At 60.1% G+C, this 19,193-nt stretch carries 13 protein-coding genes and 2 pseudogenes; 1 reads left to right on the top strand and 14 read right to left on the bottom strand.

What is annotated here, in order from left to right:
* From K307_RS31630 to oxc, 11 genes and pseudogenes are all read right to left on the bottom strand, one after another.
* Nucleotides 1-942 carry a phosphate acetyltransferase gene (locus K307_RS31630; RefSeq protein ID WP_042887616.1) on the bottom strand — a complete coding sequence of 314 codons (942 nt, stop codon included), beginning with the start codon at nt 940-942 and terminating at the stop codon, nt 1-3.
* A 100-nt stretch (nt 943-1,042) separates the two neighbouring features.
* The gene (locus tag K307_RS31625; RefSeq protein ID WP_230626197.1) at nt 1,043-2,320 is read right to left on the bottom strand and encodes an MFS transporter; all 1,278 of its coding nucleotides are present in this window, start codon (nt 2,318-2,320) and stop codon (nt 1,043-1,045) included.
* A 61-nt stretch (nt 2,321-2,381) separates the two neighbouring features.
* On the bottom strand, nt 2,382-3,230 hold the full coding sequence (gene pflA / locus K307_RS31620; RefSeq protein ID WP_080745282.1) for a pyruvate formate-lyase-activating protein: 849 nt from the start codon (nt 3,228-3,230) through the stop codon (nt 2,382-2,384).
* Nucleotides 3,230-5,491, bottom strand: coding sequence for a formate C-acetyltransferase (gene pflB / locus K307_RS31615; protein WP_042887612.1), 2,262 nt, complete (start codon nt 5,489-5,491; stop codon nt 3,230-3,232). The genes pflA and pflB overlap by 1 nt, the downstream gene beginning before the upstream one ends.
* 495 nt (nt 5,492-5,986) lie before the next feature.
* A complete protein-coding gene (locus tag K307_RS31610) occupies nt 5,987-6,670 on the bottom strand; it encodes a YoaK family protein (RefSeq protein WP_042884888.1) in 684 nt (227 codons plus the stop codon).
* Between the two features lie 73 nt (nt 6,671-6,743).
* Nucleotides 6,744-6,884, bottom strand: a pseudogene (locus tag K307_RS51220) (IS4 family transposase); the annotation flags it as partial.
* Nucleotides 6,885-6,927: 43 nt separating this feature from the next.
* Nucleotides 6,928-6,993, bottom strand: a complete 66-nt coding sequence (locus tag K307_RS51215) for a hypothetical protein (RefSeq protein WP_419187207.1) — start codon at nt 6,991-6,993, stop codon at nt 6,928-6,930.
* Between the two features lie 42 nt (nt 6,994-7,035).
* Nucleotides 7,036-8,235 carry a CoA:oxalate CoA-transferase gene (yfdE, locus tag K307_RS31605; protein ID WP_155301304.1) on the bottom strand — a complete coding sequence of 400 codons (1,200 nt, stop codon included), beginning with the start codon at nt 8,233-8,235 and terminating at the stop codon, nt 7,036-7,038.
* A gap of 16 nt (nt 8,236-8,251) precedes the next feature.
* Nucleotides 8,252-9,667: an oxalate/formate MFS antiporter gene (oxlT, locus tag K307_RS31600; protein ID WP_230626195.1), complete on the bottom strand. Its 1,416-nt coding sequence runs from the start codon at nt 9,665-9,667 to the stop codon at nt 8,252-8,254.
* Nucleotides 9,668-9,887: 220 nt separating this feature from the next.
* On the bottom strand, nt 9,888-11,138 hold the full coding sequence (gene frc / locus K307_RS31595; protein WP_042887609.1) for a formyl-CoA transferase: 1,251 nt from the start codon (nt 11,136-11,138) through the stop codon (nt 9,888-9,890).
* A gap of 50 nt (nt 11,139-11,188) precedes the next feature.
* Entirely contained in the window at nt 11,189-12,961 is a 1,773-nt protein-coding gene (gene oxc / locus K307_RS31590) for an oxalyl-CoA decarboxylase (RefSeq protein ID WP_080745280.1), read from the bottom strand.
* A gap of 661 nt (nt 12,962-13,622) precedes the next feature.
* On the opposite strand from oxc, the pseudogene K307_RS51210 reads away from it, so the two are divergent.
* Nucleotides 13,623-13,952: pseudogene (locus K307_RS51210) on the top strand (hypothetical protein); the annotation flags it as partial.
* Nucleotides 13,953-14,075: 123 nt separating this feature from the next.
* Here the strand turns inward: K307_RS51210 and K307_RS31585 are convergent.
* From K307_RS31585 to aspT, 3 genes are all read right to left on the bottom strand, one after another.
* Nucleotides 14,076-15,455 (bottom strand): glutamate decarboxylase, encoded by a 1,380-nt coding sequence (locus K307_RS31585; RefSeq protein WP_042884887.1) that lies wholly within the window; start codon nt 15,453-15,455, stop codon nt 14,076-14,078.
* A gap of 79 nt (nt 15,456-15,534) precedes the next feature.
* A complete protein-coding gene (locus K307_RS31580; protein ID WP_042884886.1) occupies nt 15,535-17,190 on the bottom strand; it encodes a bifunctional aspartate transaminase/aspartate 4-decarboxylase in 1,656 nt (551 codons plus the stop codon).
* A gap of 54 nt (nt 17,191-17,244) precedes the next feature.
* Nucleotides 17,245-18,936: an aspartate-alanine antiporter gene (aspT, locus tag K307_RS31575; protein WP_042884885.1), complete on the bottom strand. Its 1,692-nt coding sequence runs from the start codon at nt 18,934-18,936 to the stop codon at nt 17,245-17,247.
* Nucleotides 18,937-19,193 lie beyond the last annotated feature (257 nt).

Below are 19,193 nucleotides of genomic sequence, written 5' to 3'. Positions count from 1 at the left end.
TCAGTTGACGATCGCTCGCGACGGATCGCGCCGCGCGAGCGCAACCAGCGCGGCGACCGCGCAGGACGCGAGCCGGACGACCACCGAATCCGCCCGACTGGTCAGAATGATCGGAACGCGTGCGCCGAGCACGATCCCCGCCGCGTCCGCGCCGGCGAGGAACGTCAGGCTCTTCGCAAGCATGTTGCCGGACTCGAGGTCCGGCACGACGAGCACGTTCGCGCGTCCGGCGACGGGCGAGGCAATGTTCTTGATCGCCGCGGCTTCCGGGCTGATGGCGTTATCGAGCGCGAGCGGGCCGTCGAGAATGCCGCCCTCGATCTGGCGGCGATCGGACATCTTGCAAAGCGCCGCTGCTTCAACCGTAGACGCCACTTTCACATTGACCGTTTCCATCGCGGACAGGATCGCGACCCGCACTTCGGGAAAGTGCAGCGCATGAGCCAGGTCGATCGCGTTCTGCACGATGTGCATCTTGTCTTCCAGTGTCGGTGCGATGTTCACTGCGGCGTCGGTAATGATGAGTGGCTCGTCGTGTCCAGGCACGTCCATCACGAAGCAGTGGCTGATGCGGCGCGCCGTGCGCAGACCCGTCTCGCGCGCGACGACGCTGGACATCAGCTCGTCGGTATGCAGCGAGCCCTTCATCAGTGCCTGCGCTTTTCCCTCGCGCACGAGGGCGACGGCCGCGTCGGCGGCCGCATGGCTATGCGGCACGTCGACGATGGGCATGCCTGACACGTCGAACCCTTGCTCGGCGGCGACGGCGGTGATCTTCGCCGCAGGGCCGACCAGCGTCGGCGCGATCAGCCCGAGTTGTGCCGCCTCGACAACGGCGCCGAGCGAGCTTCGATCGCAGGGGTGCGCGACAGCAGTCCGCGTGGGAGGCAGCGCCGCGGCCATCGAGACCAGGCGTTCGTATTTTTCGCGTTTGCGTTCCACAAGGTGCTCCTTCATCAATTCGCTTCAAGGGATTTCGCGCGCTTCTCATCCGGCTCGAAGCCCGGGAAACCGGCATCCCGGCCAATATGAGCCGGTTGCCTTACGCATGTGTCGCCGTGCGCGCCGCGGCACCCGTCTCGCGCAGGAACAGGGTGAGCACGAGAGACAGCACGATCGCGCCAACCCAGATCAGATCCGCATGCTGGTACGTCTGCAGCGTCAGCGGCATGCCACCGGACAGACGCATCAGTGCGAGGCCGAACAAAGGTGCGAGGAACGCGCTGAGAACGAACACCAGGAAGTTCATTGCGCCGGCGGCGCTTCCCTTCACGTTCTCCGGGTTGACTTCCTTAATCATCGTGTAAGGGATCATCGCCGCGCCGGAGCCGATGCCGAACAGGAGGCCACCAACATAAGGCGGCAAGAGCGCGGGCAGATAGACGATCGCCGCGATCGATAGCAGCATGAGCACGATGCCGCCGACCAGTACGGGCTTGCGACGCCCAATCCGATCGGCGAGATAGCCGAGCAGCGGTGCGCCGATGACCCAGCCGAGCGGGACCATCGACGAGCGGGCCACCGCTTCTGCGGCCGGCACGCCAAGGCCCTGGCGCAGGAAGTTGACGCCCCAGATCATGTCGCCGATTGTGGTCGGCATGAACAGCAATCCACCCACGAGACCGCACAGAAAGGACTGCGGGTTCGTCAACACGACCTTGTACGGCGCGAACATCGACCACACGGACCCGCTGGCGGGTTCGCCGCGGCCCGGCGTCACGACGAGCAGGAGAACGGCGACGAGCGCAGTGGGCACGGCGGCATAGATCCAGAATGCCTGCCAGGAGACGACCCCGTGCACGAGCGGGCCGACGCCGAACTGTCCGGCGAAGCCCCCGAGCATCCCGAAGCATTGTGTGAAGCCGACCGCGGTGGCCAGCCAGCGCTGCGAGAAACCCCGCGTTGCAAGATACACGGCACCCGTGAACGCGAATGCCGATCCCGCCCCTTGCAGCAGCCGCCCGACTTCGGCCGATGATGCCGCGCCGAGCCCGAACAGGACGCTGCCGGCCGCTACTACGAAAGTGCCGGCGGCGAGGGGCAGCTTTGCGCCATAGCGGTCGAGCGTCGCGCCTGCGATGATGGCAAAGCCGGCGTACGTGTAGAAATAAAGTCCCACCAGCGAGCTGACGCCAAGCGTGGTGAGCCCGAATGCCGCGCCAATCTCGGGGACCATCACGCTTGGCGCCGATCGGATCGCGTACTGGATGAAGTAGAAGACCAGCGCGAGAAACCAGGCCATGAGAAAAGGCCACTGAGCCGCGTGCGTTGCGGGACCTGCGACGGTGCGGAGTGCATCGCCTGTCTGGGACATTGCCATCACAATTCTCCTCTTTTGTTTTTCGAGCCACCCTATAAGGGCATGTCATCGGACGATTCGCCTATCTCGCGCGGCAGCCCTCGCTGCGCAACAGCGCAAGGGCCTGCTCGGTCTGCGCGGCCGTACACGCGGCTTTGCCATCGAGCGGGTAGTCGAGCCCGAGCCTGCGCCATTTGAACGCGCCCATCTGGTGGAACGGCAGCACTTCGACCCATTCGACGTTGCGCATCGGCGCCAGGAACCGGGCGAGCGCGCGGAGATGGGCGGACTCGTCGGTCAGGCCGGGCACCAGCACATAGCGGACCCAGACCGGTTTGCCGAGCGCCGCAAGCCGCTCGGCGAAGCGCAATGTCGGCGCGAGAGCCACACCGGTGAGACGGTGGTAAAGCGCCGGCTCGAAAGACTTGATATCGAGCAGCACGAGGTCGACTTGGCTCAGATAGGCGTCGTCCGCCCGCGCGCCGAGAAAGCCCGACGTATCCAGGGCGGTATGCAGGCCCAGCTGCTTTGCGGCGGCAAAGATCCGACTCGAAAAGCCAATCTGCACGAGCGGTTCGCCACCGGACAGCGTCAGCCCGCCGTTCATCGAGCGCAGCGCCGGCGCGAAGTCGGAGAGACGCACGATCGCCGCGTCAGCCGTCACGCGCGTGCCGCGCTTCAGGTGCCAGGTATCCGGGTTATGGCAATACTGGCACCGGAGCATGCATCCGGCGAGGAACAGCGTGGCACGAACACCCGGCCCGTCGACGAGCGAGCCGGTTTCGAGCGAATGCACGTAGCCGAACGTGCCGATCTCGTCCGTGAACCCTTCCGTTTCCGGAGCGTCAGGCGAACGGATGGCGCCGAACTCGTGGCGGCTGCCCGACAGATCCAGACCGCCAGTATCCGGCGTAGCGTCGTGACGTTGCATCACAGAGCTCCGTGGAAGGTGCGGTGGATGACATCGAGCTGCTGCTCCCGCGTGAGACGAATGAAGTTCACCGCATAGCCGGAAACGCGAATGGTCAGCTGCGGGTACTTGTCCGGATGGTCCATCGCGTCAAGCAGCGTTTCCTTGTTCACGACGTTCAGGTTCATGTGATAGCCGCCCTCGCCGAAATACGCATCGAACACCTGGATCGCGCGATCGAGTCCTTCCTCTTCGGCAAGACGCGTCACGGTCGGCACGACGGACACCGTATAGCTGATGCCGTCCAGCGCATTCACGTACGGCAGCTTCGCTACCGAGAGGCACGATGCGAGCCAGCCGATATGATCGCGGCCGTGCATCGGGTTCGCGCCCGGTGCGAACGGCGCGCCGGCAAGGCGTCCGTCTGGTGTGTTGCCGGTGGCCTTGCCATACACCACGTTCGACGTGATGGTCAGCACCGACTGCGTATGCACCGCCCCGCGATAGCACGGATGCTTGCGCAGCTTCGTCATGAAGCGCTCGACCAGTTCAACGGCGATCGAATCGACGCGATCGTCGTTGTTGCCGTACGTCGGGAACGTCCCCTCGATCCGATAGTCCTCGACGATCCCGTTGGCGCCGCGGATCGCAGTGACCTTCGCGTGCTTGATTGCGGACAGGCTGTCGGCGACCACCGAGAGCCCGGCGATGCCGAAGCCCATCGTGCGCAGGACGTCCCGGTCGTGCAGCGCCATCTCCAGCCGTTCGTAGAAGTACTTGTCGTGCATGTAGTGAATGCAGTTCATCGCATGCACATAGGTGCGCGCGAGCCATTCCATCATCGCGTCGAACTTGGCCATCACGTCGTCATAGACCAGCACATCGCCGGTGACGGCAGGCGCCGGGGGCGCCACCTGCTCGCCGCTGATCTCGTCGCGGCCACCATTGATCGCGTAGAGCAGACACTTCGCGAGGTTGGCACGCGCGCCGAAGAACTGCATCTGCTTGCCGATGCGCATAGCCGATACGCAGCAGGCGATCCCGTAGTCATCGCCGTGGATGGGACGCATCAGGTCGTCGTTCTCGTATTGCACGGCCGATGTATCACGCGAGATCGCCAGGCAGAAGCGCTTGAACGGCTGCGGCAGCTGCTTCGACCACAGCACGGTCAGGTTGGGCTCGGGGGCGGGCCCCAGGTTGCGCAGCGTTTGCAGCATGCGGAAGCTGGTGCGGGTTACCAAGGTGCGGCCGTTCAGGTCCATGCCGCCGATCGATTCGGTCGCCCAATAAGGGTCTCCCGAGAACAGGTTGTCGTACTCCGGCGTGCGCAGGAAGCGAACGATGCGCAGCTTCTGGACGAGCTGGTCGATCAACTCCTGTGCGCCGGCTTCGTCGAGCGTCCCGTCCGCGAGGTCGCGCTCGATGTAGATATCGAGGAACGTCGAAATCCGGCCGATCGACATCGCCGCGCCGTTGGCCTCCTTGACTGCGCCGAGATAGCCGAAGTAGATCCATTGCACGGCCTCTGCCGCCGTTTGCGCGGGTCGCGTGAGATCGAAGCCGTATGCCTGTCCCATCTTGACGAGGTCGTGCAGCGCGCGGGTCTGCTCCGCGAGTTCTTCGCGCAGGCGGATGACGTCATCGGTCGGCCACTCGTCGTCGATCTGCGCGCGCTCCGCCGCCTTCTCGTCGAGCAGGCGGGCGACGCCGTACAGCGCCACGCGCCGATAGTCGCCGATGATCCGGCCGCGTCCGTACGCATCCGGCAAGCCCGTGATGATGTGGGCCTTCCGGCAGGCAAGGATCTCTGGCGTGTACACGTCGAACACGCCGTCGTTGTGCGTCTTGCGATATTGGGTGAAGATCTCGGCGACCTTCGGCTCGACCTTCATCCCGACAGAGTGCAGGCCGTTCTCGACCATGCGAAGTCCGCCCCACGGCATGATGGCGCGCCTGAACGGTTTGTCGGTCTGCAGGCCGACAATCACTTCGTTGGGTTGGTCGATATAGCCCGGTGCGTGCGATGTCATCGTTGACGGCGTTGCGGGGTCCACATCGAGCACGCCCTTATGGGCCTCCTCGCGAAAGTACGGCCGCAATACGGCCCAAACGGCTTTCGTTCGCTCGGTCGGACCGGACAGGAAAGCGCCGTCGCCCTCGTACGGCCTGACGTTGGCAACGATGAAATCCCTGACGTCGATGCGTTTCATCCACGAGCCTGGCGCAAATTCACGCCAGGGGTCCGTGTCGTTCAGCTCATGGAAAGTCGCGAGTATGCTCATTTCGGTGTATTCCTCTGCTACGTTGATCATTGGTCATTCGACGGTCCTCTGTTTTCCGGCGAACGGCATTCCCATCCCTCGGTGCACTGCTCGGTGCAAACGGAGATCTGCGTGACTTCAATATCGGCTCGCTGACGGGGAAGCACAATGGATTCCGTCCTGACGTTCTGTCAGTTTTTCCCTACAATGAAAACCCGATTGCATGTGAGGCGATGGCGCTCGTGATCAGTGAGACGGTACGCTCTATCCTCGTGCAGCACGGAGGTGGGACCCGAATGTCAGTCTGGATTGGCGCAGATATCTCGTCGAATGCGCGTGCGCTTTGCTTTATCGAATGTAAGCTTGAGTTCGAGGGTTATCTGCCGTGTTTCCGGCCTTGGGCTCGAATCTGGGCGCAACTAGCCCTTGGTACCCGGATGCAGTCGATGCCGCGTCATCCACAGACGGCTGAGGGCAAACAGCGCTCATTCACAGGCATATCAACGCGGCACGTCCTCAACCTGCTATGGAGTCGCACACACGGCCCCGGGCATGCCTGTATATCTCGACCAACGCCGCGAGCAGAAGTGCTGCCGGCAGCCAGAGTGCCGCATCGTGCAAGCGGTGAGTAATCAGTCCGCCTGCCAACGCACCGAGCACGAAACTGAGACTGATGGCGCCAAGCACCGCGGCATCGCGCAAACCTGCTGCCTTGAACTGCGGTATGGTCGACTCAAAAAACAGTTGGAGGCAACGCCGCAGATTGCTGGTGGTCATCACCGACGAATATGTCTGATTTCCTGAATGCGTAAAAAACGTCGATTGCTGCGTCGCGACGAACGCAACGCCTGCTAACAGCCAGAATTCCGGCAGCCCTTTCAGCGCTGCGAACGCCAGAAACGCGATTTCGAACACCAGTGAGATGATTGCAGGTTGGTGCGGGTAACGCCAGGCAATCAATTGCAGCAGACGCGCAGCAAGAATGCCGCATACGAAGCCGATGAGTGGGTAGATGTGCCTCAGCGCCTGTTGAATGTCGCCGCCGCCAAAATTGGCGGCCAGCATCACGATGTTGCCAGTCATCGAGTTAGCGAGTACCTTACCGTGGCCAAGATAGGTAAATGCGTCAAGAAAGCCGCCATTCAAAGTAAGCAAGATCGCCACGTTAGGATGCATTTGCGCCGATTCAAGATTATTCATCGCATTAGATGATGGAGTCTGGCTGCGACACAGATGCCGCCGAAGTCCCTGAAGCCATTGCATTACACGCAAGTCACTCGTGACCAGTTTCCCTGCCGTACTTGATGCCGGCGAGGAAGTCCATTACGCGTCGCAGGCCTTGCCAGATTGTCTTGACCCCTGGTTCGCCATCGCCCTTGCGAGCGAGGAAGCCGCCGAGCCTGGCAACCAGACGGCGGCGGCTCGGGCGGCTCTTTCCTGTTGAGAATGATCGCCGCTTACCATTCATCTCGCTCAAACAGGAATTGCGCTTCGAGCTCGGGGCAGGTTCGCCCCAGCCGCATTAGCCATCACCAAGACCAGCAGCGAAAGTTCGGTCGGCGCACTCATCGCACGGTCTCCGTCCGCAGCGCGGATTGCACGCCGAACTCGTGGCGCAGCGCGGGTCCGTGCTCGTCAAGCGCCGGCGCCCCCGCGCGAACCTTCGGGTCGGGATAACCGCTGATCTTCACCGGATTGCCAGGCATCCGCACCCCTCCCGCCTCGATGAACATGTTGCGCGCTTCGGTCTGCGGTAGCTGTGCCGCCTCGGCAATGTTCAGCAGCGGCGCCACCGGTACGCCGGCCGCGTGGATCACCTGAAGCCAATGTGCAGCGGTTTCGCGTTTGAGCACCGACTCGAGTTCCGCCTTCAATTCGGGCTCGTGCGCGACGCGACTGGTGTTGGTCACGAAGCGCGGGTCGGTTGCAAGCTCCGGCCGGCCGATCGCCGTGCACAGCAGTTCGAACAGGTGGTCGTTTCCGCAGCAGATGACGAACGGCTTGTCTGCCGCGGCGAAAACGTCGAACGGAGCCATGTACGGGTGCCGATTGCCAATCCGCGCGGGCGCTTGGCCGGTCGCAACGTACGACATAAAGCCATGCTCGAGGAAGGAAAGCGTCGCGTCGAACATCGCAATGTCGACGTGCGCGCCCTTGCCGGTTCGCTCGCGCGCGTATAGTGCACTCGCAATGCCGCAAAACATGAAGACCCCGCCGCATAGATCCGAGAGCGATGTGCCGACCCGCGTCGGCGGGCCGCCGGGAAAGCCCGTTTCGTCCATGATGCCGCTCATCGCCTGAACGATGGTGTCGTACGCCGGAAGCGTCGACAGCGGCCCGGTCTGTCCGAAGCCCGACGACGACGCGTAGACGAGTCGCGGATTGATTTTGGCCAGCGCCTCGTACGAAAAACCGAGCCGCGCCATCGTGCCAGGACGGAAATTCTCGGTAAGCACATCGGCCTTACGGACCATTTTCAGAAAGATCTCGCGGTCTGCGTCGTCTTTGAGGTTGAGCACGATGCTTTCCTTGCCGCGATTCACGAAGCTGAAATAGAGCGACTGGTCGCCGACATACGGCTCGCCAACGTACGGGCCGTAGGTGCGCGTGTCGTCGCCGTGCCCCGGCGGCTCCACCTTAATCACGCGCGCGCCCAGGTCGCACAGGATCGTCGTGCCGAACGGGCCGTTCAACACGTGCGTAAGGTCGATCACCAACAGGCCGGCAAAGGGGCCAGCGGCGTTCTTGCGATGAGTGGAAGACATGATTCGGCTACCTTTATCAACGGATTACATTGGCTTGTTCAACTGGAGCTACTCTGCTGTCCTTTTTTACTGGCTTGCCCATCTTGGGGATGACAAATGTTGCCAGAGCGAATGCGATGAAAGATGTAGCACCTGTGATCATAAACGCCGTATTCCAGCCGAACCTGGTAGCAATCGCTGCGCCAAGACCGCCACCGAAGATCGCTGCAATTGCTTTAGCTGCCCAGAAGAAGCCATAGTTTTCAGCCGAATAAGCCGTACCAAAAACGTCGCTGTTTGTCGGTGGGAACAGAGCGTAGCAACCACCCCAAGTAAAGAATGCCAATGCCAGTGCAACGATAAAGGCGGCTGTCGAAACTGCTGCGACTGTTGGGAACGAGAACAGGATGATCGAATTGATGCCAAATAGGATAGACATTGTCTTGTAGCGACCAATCTTGTCCGAAACCGCGCCCCAGAATGGACGGCAAATACCGTTGAACAGATTTTGGATCGAAACTGCAATCGCCATAGCGCCAGCAGCGATACCGAGGCTCTTACCGTATGGAGCACTATTAGCAACCAGCAGCAGACCGCCGAAGTTTGCCGAGAAGAATGCCGCCCACAGTATCCAGAATTGCGGCGTCTTCAGCATTTGAGCCGAAGTGAAGTCTTTTTCAGTAACAACTTTAGCCTCTTTGACACCCTTTTGTTGGCCTGGGAACTTGATGACCAGTGCGATTGCGATAATCATCAGACCTTCGATCAAGCCGGTGTATTCAAATGCAGGACCAACGCCGCGTGTCTTCAACATGCCGCTAATCAGTGGCAGGAAAGGCAGAACACCCAGACCGTAGCCAGCAGCTGTAAATCCCGATGCCAGACCGCGCTTGTCCGGGAACCAACGGTTAGCTGTATTCATCGCGATACCATAGACGACGCCAACGCCGCCACCAGCCAATGTGTACAGTGCGTACAGGGCTGGCGCAGTTTCAGCTTGCCCCATGAATGCCCAACCAACCAAAACCATTGCACCGCCGACCATCAGTGTGCCCTTAGGACCGAATTTATCGACGAAGAAGCCGCCACCTGGTTGCGAAACTGCTTGAATGACTTGCGACAGCGTAAATGCGGTTTGCACGGCAGCAAGCGAAATCCCCAACTTGTCTTTCAGTGGATTTGCATACAGAGTCCAGGAATACTGGACACCAGAGACCATACACATCAGCAAAACAGCTAATATCAAGTAAAGCCAACGATTTTCCAGCCAACCGGCTGGTTGAACTTTCTGCGAATTATTCACGGCATCCTCGCGAAGAATTTGATTGGTGATCGGATCGGCAGTGTCCGGCATATTTGAGGCCGACACTTCAATTCCTTGCTCACTTTCGGTTTCCCAAACTGGTTTGTCTGAGCGGCACTGCATCCGCTCGGCGGGGTGTCGGACCGTCATGTGGGTCGGCCGTCCAACGGCCCAATTGCTCTGTACTACTACCTAAATGGCGAAGACCGCCACGCGCGAAGGCGCCGCAAACGATCAGGCCGAGCGTTGGCGGGGCCGACGAGCGCCATCGCAACGCGCCGCGCGGCAGCAAGCGCCGCGGCCTCGTTCTCGGACACCGCGTCGTCGACAACGCCCTGATACGGCAGCAGTCCCGGTACGCGTATCGCAGTCAAACTGCCTTGGCCTCATGCATCCTGGCGATTTGCTCCTTCGTGTAGCCGAGTTGCGCAAGCACCTCGTCCGTATGCTCGCCAAGAAGCGGCGACGCCGTGATCTCGGGCTTCATGTCCGAGAACTTGATCGGGCTGCCGACCGTCAGGTACTTGCCGCGCACCGGGTGGTCCACTTCGACGACCGAACCCGTCTTGCGCATCGACTCGTCGTAGGCGAGCTCCTTCATGCTGAGCACCGGAGCGCACGGGATGTCGAACTTGCGCAGAATATCGACGGCCTCGTACTTCGTCTTGTCGGCGAGCCACGCCTCGATCTTCGCAAAGATGTCGAAAATATGGGGCTGACGCGCCTGGGCCGTCTTGTAGTCCGGATCGTTGATCCATTCGGGACGCCCGAGCGCGCGGCAGATCGGCTCCCACGCCTGCCCCTGAATCGTGAAGTAGATATAAGCGTTCGGATCGGTTTCCCATCCCTTGCACTTGAGCACCCAGCCCGGCTGCCCGCCGCCGCCCGCGTTGCCGCCGCGTGGCACGACATCGGTGAATGTGCCGTGCGGATACTGCGGATACTCCTCGAGGTAGCCTACGCGTTCGAGACGCTGCTGGTCGCGCAGCTTGACTCGGCACAGGTTCAGCACCGCGTCTTGCATCGATACGGCCACCTTCTGCCCCTTGCCCGTCTTGTCGCGTCCGATCAGCGCCGTCAGGATGCCGATCGCGAGGTGCATGCCCGTATTGCTGTCGCCGAGCGCGGCCGCGCTCACCGTCGGCGGACCGTCCCAGAAGCCCGTCGTCGAAGCGGCGCCGCCCGCGCACTGCGCAACGTTCTCGTAGACCTTCAGATCCGAGTAGTGATGGCCTTCGGAAAAGCCCTTCACCGAGGCCACGATCATTTTCGGATTGAGCTCGTTGATACGCTCCCACGAGAAGCCCATCCGGTCGAGCGCGCCAGGACCGAAGTTCTCGACGAGCACGTCCGATTCGCGGATCAGCTTCTCGAGGACTTCCTTGCCTTCTGCCGTCTTCGTGTCGAGCGTCAGCGAACGCTTGTTGCTATTGAGCATGGTGAAGTAAAGCGCGTCGGCCTCGGGGATATCCCGCAGCTGATTGCGCGTCACATCTCCCGAGCCTGGACGCTCGACCTTGATCACGTCGGCGCCGAACCAGGCGAGCATTTGCGTGCAGGCAGGGCCAGCCTGAACGTGCGTGAAGTCGATAATCTTGATTCCTTTTAGTGGGAGGTTCACTTTCATTCTCCGAAGAATATGGGGCGTTGATCAGGGGATTTAGGGGGGCTTTAGTGCGCTTTCGCCGAGCTATGCGGATTGAGGTTCGTCAAGCGGCCGCTTTCCGTGCCAGCGGATTCATCGATGACGGCGTTGATGAGGGCGGGCTTGCCGAGCTCGAGCGCTTCGTTCACCGCCTTTTCGAGCTCAGCCGTCGTCGTGGCGTGGTAGCCGATGCCACCGAACGCCTCGATCAGCTTGTCGTAGCGCGCATTCTTGACGAACACGGTCGGGGCTACATCCTTGGTTCCCGACGGATTCACATCCGTGCCGTGATACACGCCGTTGTTGTTGAAGACGACCGTGCAAACCGGCAGGTGATAACGGCAGATCGTCTCGATCTCCATGCCGGAAAAGCCGAACGCGCTGTCGCCGCAGACCGCCAGCACCGGCTTGCCGGTCACGATCGCCGCGCCCACGGCATAACCCATCCCGACGCCCATGACGCCCCACGTGCCGACGTCGAGGCGCTTGCGCGGCTCGTACATGTCGATCACGGCACGGGCAAAATCAAGCGTGTTTGCACCTTCGTTCACGAGCGAGATGCCCGGATTCGCCTCGATGACATCCTTCAGCACGCGAAGCGCGCTGTGGAAGCTCATTGGCGTCGGATCCTTGGCGAGCGTCTCTGCCATCTTCGCCAGGTTCTTGTCCTTGCGCTCGCCCACGGCGCCCAGCCATTCGGCGCTGGGCTTCGGGAAGCTCGAGCCGATCTCGCCGAGCATCGCCGAGACGCACGAACCGATATCACCGATGACTGGAGCGGCAATGGCGACATTGCTGTCGATCTCCGTCGGTGCGATGTCGATCTGGATGAACTGCTTCGGCTTGCCCCAGGTCTTGCCCTTGCCGTGCGCGAGCAGCCAGTTCAGGCGCGCGCCTACGAGCATCACGACGTCGGCCTCCGCCAAAACGAACGAACGCGCGGCCGACGCCGATTGCGGATGGGTGTCGGGCAAGAGGCCCTTGGCCATCGACATCGGCAGATAGGGAACTCCGGTCTTTTCGACGAGCTCATGAATCTTGGCGTCGGCTTGCGCGTAAGCCGCACCCTTGCCGAGCAGGATCAGCGGACGCTTTGCGCTTTTCAGCAGATCGACAGCGCGCTTGATGGAGTCAGGCGCGGGCAGCTGACGCGGCGCCGGATCGACCACCTTGATCAGCGACTTGCGGCCCTTTTCGGCGTCGATCGCCTGGGCCAGCAACTTCGCCGGCAGGTCGAGGTAGACGCCGCCCGGACGGCCCGATACGGCAGCGCGAATAGCCCGCGCGACGCCGACGCCGATGTCTTCAGCGTGCAGCACGCGGAAGGCGGCCTTTGCGTGCGGCCTGGCGATGGCGAGCTGATCCATCTCTTCGTAATCGCCCTGCTGCAAGTCGACGATCTCGCGCTCGCTCGAGCCGCTGATCAGGATCATCGGAAAGCAGTTGGTCGTCGCGTTGGCCAACGCCGTGACGGCGTTCAGGAAGCCAGGGGCGGAAACGGTCAAGCAAATGCCGGGCTTCTTGGTGATAAAACCGGAAATCGCGGCTGCGTTGCCTGCGTTCTGCTCATGACGAAAGCTGATGACGCGCATGCCTTCGGCCTGCGCGAGACGCGCCAGATCGGTAACCGGGATGCCGGGCAAGCCATAGATGTTCTCGATACCGTTCACCTTCAGTGCGTCGATGACGAGATGAAACCCGTCGGTCATCTCTGTCTCTTGTTGCAGTGTGTCTTCTGCAGCGGAGTGCTGCAATTGCGCGCTGCGGGTTGCGCGTTGGTCTTCGTTGAGGTCTAGCATGATAGATTCCTTAATTAATGCCTGGTCGGATACTCATTGGCCTTTTTGCACCGCGATCGGTAGCGTGGCAGTCCTGCGATTGGCGGCAGTGCAAGATTCGTTTGAACGTAATGCCTGGCATGTTCACAGAACCGGACCTGGCCGAAAACTGAACGATAGTCGCAAACGCGGCGGCATCGTTGGTACCAGTATTGACGCACCAGTCAATTTCAGAAATCAACTCACTCTTGGACTCCTGTAGGGATTGGCTTACGCAACCACGTTCTTGATGATTCACCGAAGCATTTAAACCCGTGCAAATCGAAATCAATTCAATTTCATCTTGAAATGCTATCGGCATCGGCTGATAGACCGATGCTGTCAGGTAAATCCGACAGAGAGTCCGTACGGAATTAATTTTGCTACCCGGTCAGCAAGTAGCACTCCTAGGACGTAAAAATGGCCTACTAAAGGAGAAGAAGGCGCTCCATACAGTAACGCGCAAAATCGTGGTTCTCCGGCGAATCATTGGAGAGCTTAATTCGCGGGCCTGATGTTTCTGACGGCAATAAAACTGCATTGCTGCAGCGCGGGGAAACACTGTCAAAGCGGATAGACGGGCTGCGAGCCTCGGTCGATGCCCACGGCGCCGCAAGTTCAATACTCGCGGACTTGGCTAAGGATGGTGCTCAACCGGTGCACGCGCAAACGCATGCTGCGCGATGAGATGGAGCGCGCCGGCCGTGGCGTGATCTTCTGGCGCCGATTGCGCCCCATGCACCGGCGAAAGTAACGGGCCGTCGGCCGTTCCCTGTAGAGGCAATGCTGCGCATGCACCTGATGCAACGGTGGTTTGGCCAGCGCCCGTGGCATCCTGCTCGAGGTCGAGTGGCATATCGCGATGCGCCCGGGCAAGCGCCGTGCGTTGGACAAGGAGAGTCCACTGGGCAAGTTGCGAGATGAGCTCGAACGAGTCAAAGCGCGCATTCGCGCCAAGGAAGACCGAAAATACGGCCGGCAACGCTCGCGCTCATGCCGAAACTGGCGTCAAGTTCGGCATGAATGACCCATCGAAGCCCTCTGGCAACGCCCACCTCTCAATTCGCCCCTGTAGATGTTCCTTTGAACACCATCCTTAGCACTTGGCAGGCGATCGATTTACCTCAGGGTGCCCGTGAAGTTTGGGAGCGGTCGCACTCCCCCCGTGCGCCTCGAGATACTTGCAGGCATTGATGATGTCACGCGCCAGCATCTGCGTCACGTTCTGGTTGAGGTGAGGCCTGACCACCACCCGCAGGCTCTTGACTTCTTCGGCGTTCGCTGGCATCGAATACGCTGACAGCACCCATCCCTTCTCCCGCACCTTGTTCGATACGTCGAACTCATTGAACTTGGTGACACGCCGGTCGAGCGTCACGGCAACGACAGGAATGCGCTGCTGCTCGTTCATGACGTTGAAATATCCACTCTGCACCAGTGTCTTGCGCAAGGCGATCGCGTTGTCAAGCGTATGCCGCATGATCCGCTGGTAGCCGTCGAAACCAAGGCGCAAGAATTGATAGTACTGGACGGCGATCTGAAATGCGTTGCGACTAAAGTTCAACGTAGCGGTCGGCATTTCTCCGCCCAGGTAGTTCACGTAGAACACCAGGTCCTCGTTGAATACCTGCCGTTCGCGAAAAATTACCCAGCCAAGTCCCGGCGGGGTCAGGCCGTACTTGTGCCCGGACGCGTTGATCGACAAGACGCGAGGCAGGCGGAAATCCCATCGATAGTCGGGATACAGGAACGGATTGACGAAGCCTCCGGATGCACCGTCGATATGCATTGGAATAGCGATGCCTGTCTTTGCTTCGTACGCGTCGAGCCAGTCGTGAATGCCCTGAATATCGTCGTCTTCGCCGGTGAACGTCTGGCCCGCAATCGCAACCACGGCGATCGTGTTTTCGTCTACGTACTTATCCAGGTCGTCCGCAGTAAGCCGATAGTTCCCTGGTTTGAGCGGGACAATCCGCGGTTCCACGTCGAAATAGCGAAGGAATTTTTTCCACACAACCTGGACGTTGCCGCCGGTCACCATATTGGGACGCGTAGCGTCTTTCCCTTCCCGTTCTCTCTTCTGCCGCCAGTTCCATTTGTGCGCGAGGCCCGCGAGCATGCATGCTTCCGACGATCCGATAGTCGCAGTGCCATACGGTTCGACACCATCCGGTCCGTTCCATAGCTGATGCAGCCACTTGACCATTCGTGTTTCCATTGCGAACAGCTGCGGATACATGTCATGGTCGATGTAGTTCTTGAACATGTTGCGTTTGGCTATCTCGACTGCCTCGGGCTCCGCATAGGTCGTTACGAAGGACGACATGTTCAGCATCGGATTTGTGTCCGTCCATTCCTGGCTCAGCACAAGCGCCTCGGCTGCCCGCGCGGAAATGCCGGTTTTCGGAAATTCGTTCTCCGGCACTTCGATGTTGAACTGGTCATAAGACGTTACTGCTGCGATTGGCGTGGCCATTTACTCTCTCCTGATGATGACATGAGTGTCGATAAATGTGAAGCTGCTGACATGGTGTGTGACAACTGCACGCAGAGCGCTACAAGACTTTGTTGGGGTCTAGCTCCTGACCGGTGGCAAGGTTGTAACGCTCGACATAGTCCGCCAGTAGCCTTCGAATTGCGCGCCCGATCCTGGCGTAGTCGCTTTCATTCAGGTTCGCGAGAGACACACGGCCGGAATGATGTGGCGTGCCGAAGCCACGCCCCGGAAGCACGACGACTTTCGCTTCCGCGGCGAGACGGAACAGCAACTCTGACGGTTGGGTATTCGTGAAAAGCCAGTCAACGAATGGCTGGCCATACGCGCGCTTCCCGAGGTATTCCAGATCGATGACGGTGTAATAGTCGACCGCGTTTGAATCGCTCGCGTCGAAGCGGACGCCGATTTCCGTGTAGAGCGCCTGTTTGCGCCGTCGAATCAATTGCCTCAACGTGTTCTTGTATGTGTCGGTTGTATCCATCAGCGCGAACAGCGAGAAAAGGACCATCTGAATCTGCTGCGGGGTTGAAAGACCTGAGGTGTGATTGAGCGCTACGGTCCGACTATCGGCGACCAGTCTGTCGATGAACTTGAGATGCTCTGGGTCCGTCGTGATAGATTTGTAGCGCTCGTTGAGCTCCCGCTTTTTTACGGGCAGAAGCTGCGCAATCCGATGATCGAGCACGTTGTCCTGGTGGGCAGCAATGGTTCCAAGGCGCCAGCCGGTCGCGCCGAAATGCTTTGAGTAGGAGTAGACAAGGATGGTGTTCCTTGGGCAAAGCGCGAACAGCGACACAAAATTTTCCGCAAAGGTGCCGTACACGTCGTCAGTCACGAGAATCAGATCAGGACGGTCCTGCACGATCTGTGCGATGTACCGCAGGCTTTCATTGTCGATCCTGACAGATGGGGGATTGCTGGGATTCACCACGAAGAAGGCTTTCACCTGCGGGTCGCGCAGCTTATCCAACTCCTTCTTGCTGTACTGCCAGCCGCTCTCGACATCTGCATTGATTTCGACAACATTCAACTGGTAGTCGCGCAGATGCGGAATCTCAATGTACGGCGTGAAGATCGGGGTGCCCAGCGCGATCGTGTCGCCTTTGTTGAGCAGATAGTTTTCGCGCAGTGTGTTGAAGATGTAGGTCATCGCGGCTGTGCCGCCCTCGACCGCAAAAATGTCGAATTCGCCTACGAATGGGTGTTCGCCCACCATTTCCCGCCGCAGGTAGTGCCCGACGATGATTTCAGACAGGCATAGCATGCGATCCGGAACGGGGTAGTTCGATGCGAGAATGCCCTCGCACATTTCGTAAAGAAACTCGTCTACATTCAGCGCCAGCTGATCCCGGACGTAGGACACCGCTGCGCAGAGAAAGTCGACGCCTCGCACGTTTTGGTTTTCGCGCGCGAAAATCTCGAATCTATCCTCGATGCCTTCCTTCTTCGGGAACCCGCCGACGCCAGTGTGCAGGTGAGCAAAGGTGCGCTCCGATTCCCGCATCGCGAAGAGCCCGAGCTGCCAGAAGCCGTGCCGAGGCAGCGTTGCGAGAAAGTTGGGGTTGCCGCGCCCCGCATTTAGCATTGCCAGGTTCGCCGGGCGCTCGACGGCGCTTTCCCCCGCTGCCTTGATCAGTCTGTCCTTGAGTTCGAACGGGCTGAGCGCTCCGATTCCTGACATGTCGCTTCCGAGTGTCTTGATGCTGGTAGTCATTCGAATGCTCTCCAATGAATAGCGAAATAAAGACAGGTGCTCTGCGGACCGCGGCTATGACAACAGCATGACGACGACCATGCCCCAGATCGTCAGCAGCGTGTTGCCGACCGCATACGTCACCGTGTAGCCAAGCCCGGGGACCTGACTCTTTGCGGCATCGCAAACCATCCCCAACGCAGCCGTTGTCGTGCGGGCCCCTGCGCAACAGCCAAGCACAATCGCCGGATGGAACCTGAAGACGTACTTGCCTATCAGCATGCCGAGAATGAGCGGGACGGCAGTCGCGAAGATGCCCCAGAGAAAAAGGCTGACGCCGAGTTGCTTCAGACCGAGGACGAAGCCTGGTCCTGCGGTAATCCCTACCACCGCGATGAATACATTGAGTCCGAGTGAGTTCATGAACCAGATAGTCGGTTCGGGAACGCGTCCGAACGTCGGGTGGATTGCGCGAAGCCAGCCGAACACGATGCCTGCGATCAAAGCCCCTCCCGCAGTAGAGAGCGTCAACGGAATTGCTCCGACGTTAATCGTGACTGCACCGACCAGCGCGCCTATGGTTATCGCTAACCCGATGAAGGCGATATCCGCCGCGTTCGTCGCCCGGTCCAGCGTGCCAAGTACTTTGGCTGCAGCGGTGGTGTCCTGGGTCCGCCCAACGAGGGTTATCGTGTCGCCCCGATGAAGTTGTGTGCTGGGGAGCACAGGGATCGGGGTCTCCGTCGGGCCGCGCTTGATTTTTCTGATGAACACGCCTCGCGCAGCCGGAAGCAAAGCCAGCTGCTGGAGCGTCTGGCCGTCCACCGCTTTTTCCGAGACGTAGACATCGACCCCCTCGGCAGGTACGGCGAGGAGTTCGGCGTCGTCGACCTCCGTGCGGTCGGTCCCAAGCACCGACACGAGCTCGTTACGACGTCCGGCAACGGCCACCACGTCACCTCCTGCGAGGACGTAGTCGAGCCTTGCCTCTTCGATTGTGATGCCTCGTCTGACGCGCTCAATGAACAGGCGATCGCCCTTGGCCTCTATCGCCTCCACCTGACGGACGGTCAAGCCGACGACTGGACTTTCACTGGGAATCCGATAGGCACGCAGTTCGTACTCGTGCCACGCGCTTCCCGCACTGACGAGTTGCTGTGTGGATCCGAGGCTCGCCTCATATTCCTTGCATGCCTTGACGAGGTCGATTCGCAAGAGCTTCGGACCGAGTTGGGCAATAATGATGGCGGAGCCGACTGTCCCGAAGATATAGGTGACCGCATACGCGGTTGGCATCGAATCGAGCAGCGCCTTGGTTTGTGCAGGACGCAGACCGAGCCGGCCGATGGCGTCCGTCGCGAGGCCCATCGAAGCCGATATCGTCTGTGAGCCCGCGAACAGTCCGGCCGCCGAACCTACGCCATACCCGGCGAGCTTGGCGGCAACAATCGGTGCAGCCAGGCACAGGATGCATTGGACGACCGAGAACAGGGCCTGTGGAAGACCATCCTTGGCAACACCTCGGACGAACTGCGGTCCTACGCCGTAGCCCACCGCAAACAGGAACATCAGGAAGAACACGGATTTAACATTTGCGGAAATCGGTATCCCGAGCTGGCCTATCGCGATGGCAGCGAGCAGCGTCGATGTCACCGCACCAAGGCTGAAGCCCCGATAACTTTTTCCGCCTACCCAATATCCGATTCCAAGCGACATAAAGATCGCTATTTCTGGATGACTGCGCAGTGTCGTAACTATCCAGTTCATTTGATCGTCTCCCTAATCATGGAGTTCTAGAATCAGGAATTCAGCTCGATGTTTTTAAAACGATTCAGGTCTCTGGCTATGCGATCAATCGGTCAGGCGAGGAGGCTCGCCATCGCGCTCAGACCTTGGCAGAGCACGCATCCCTCCCGAAAATAACTATGGTTGCAAACGTGGCGGGCTGGTTTGAGTATTGGCGCAGGTAACAATCGCGGCTATCGATCTCGTCCCCTTGCGCTGTCAGGATCGGCCTACTTTCC

This window comes from Cupriavidus necator A5-1, from assembly GCF_000744095.1.
Lineage (GTDB): Bacteria > Pseudomonadota > Gammaproteobacteria > Burkholderiales > Burkholderiaceae > Cupriavidus > Cupriavidus necator_A.
Note: the sequence above shows the minus strand (reverse complement) of the source record. Positions and strands in the feature narration are given on the sequence as shown.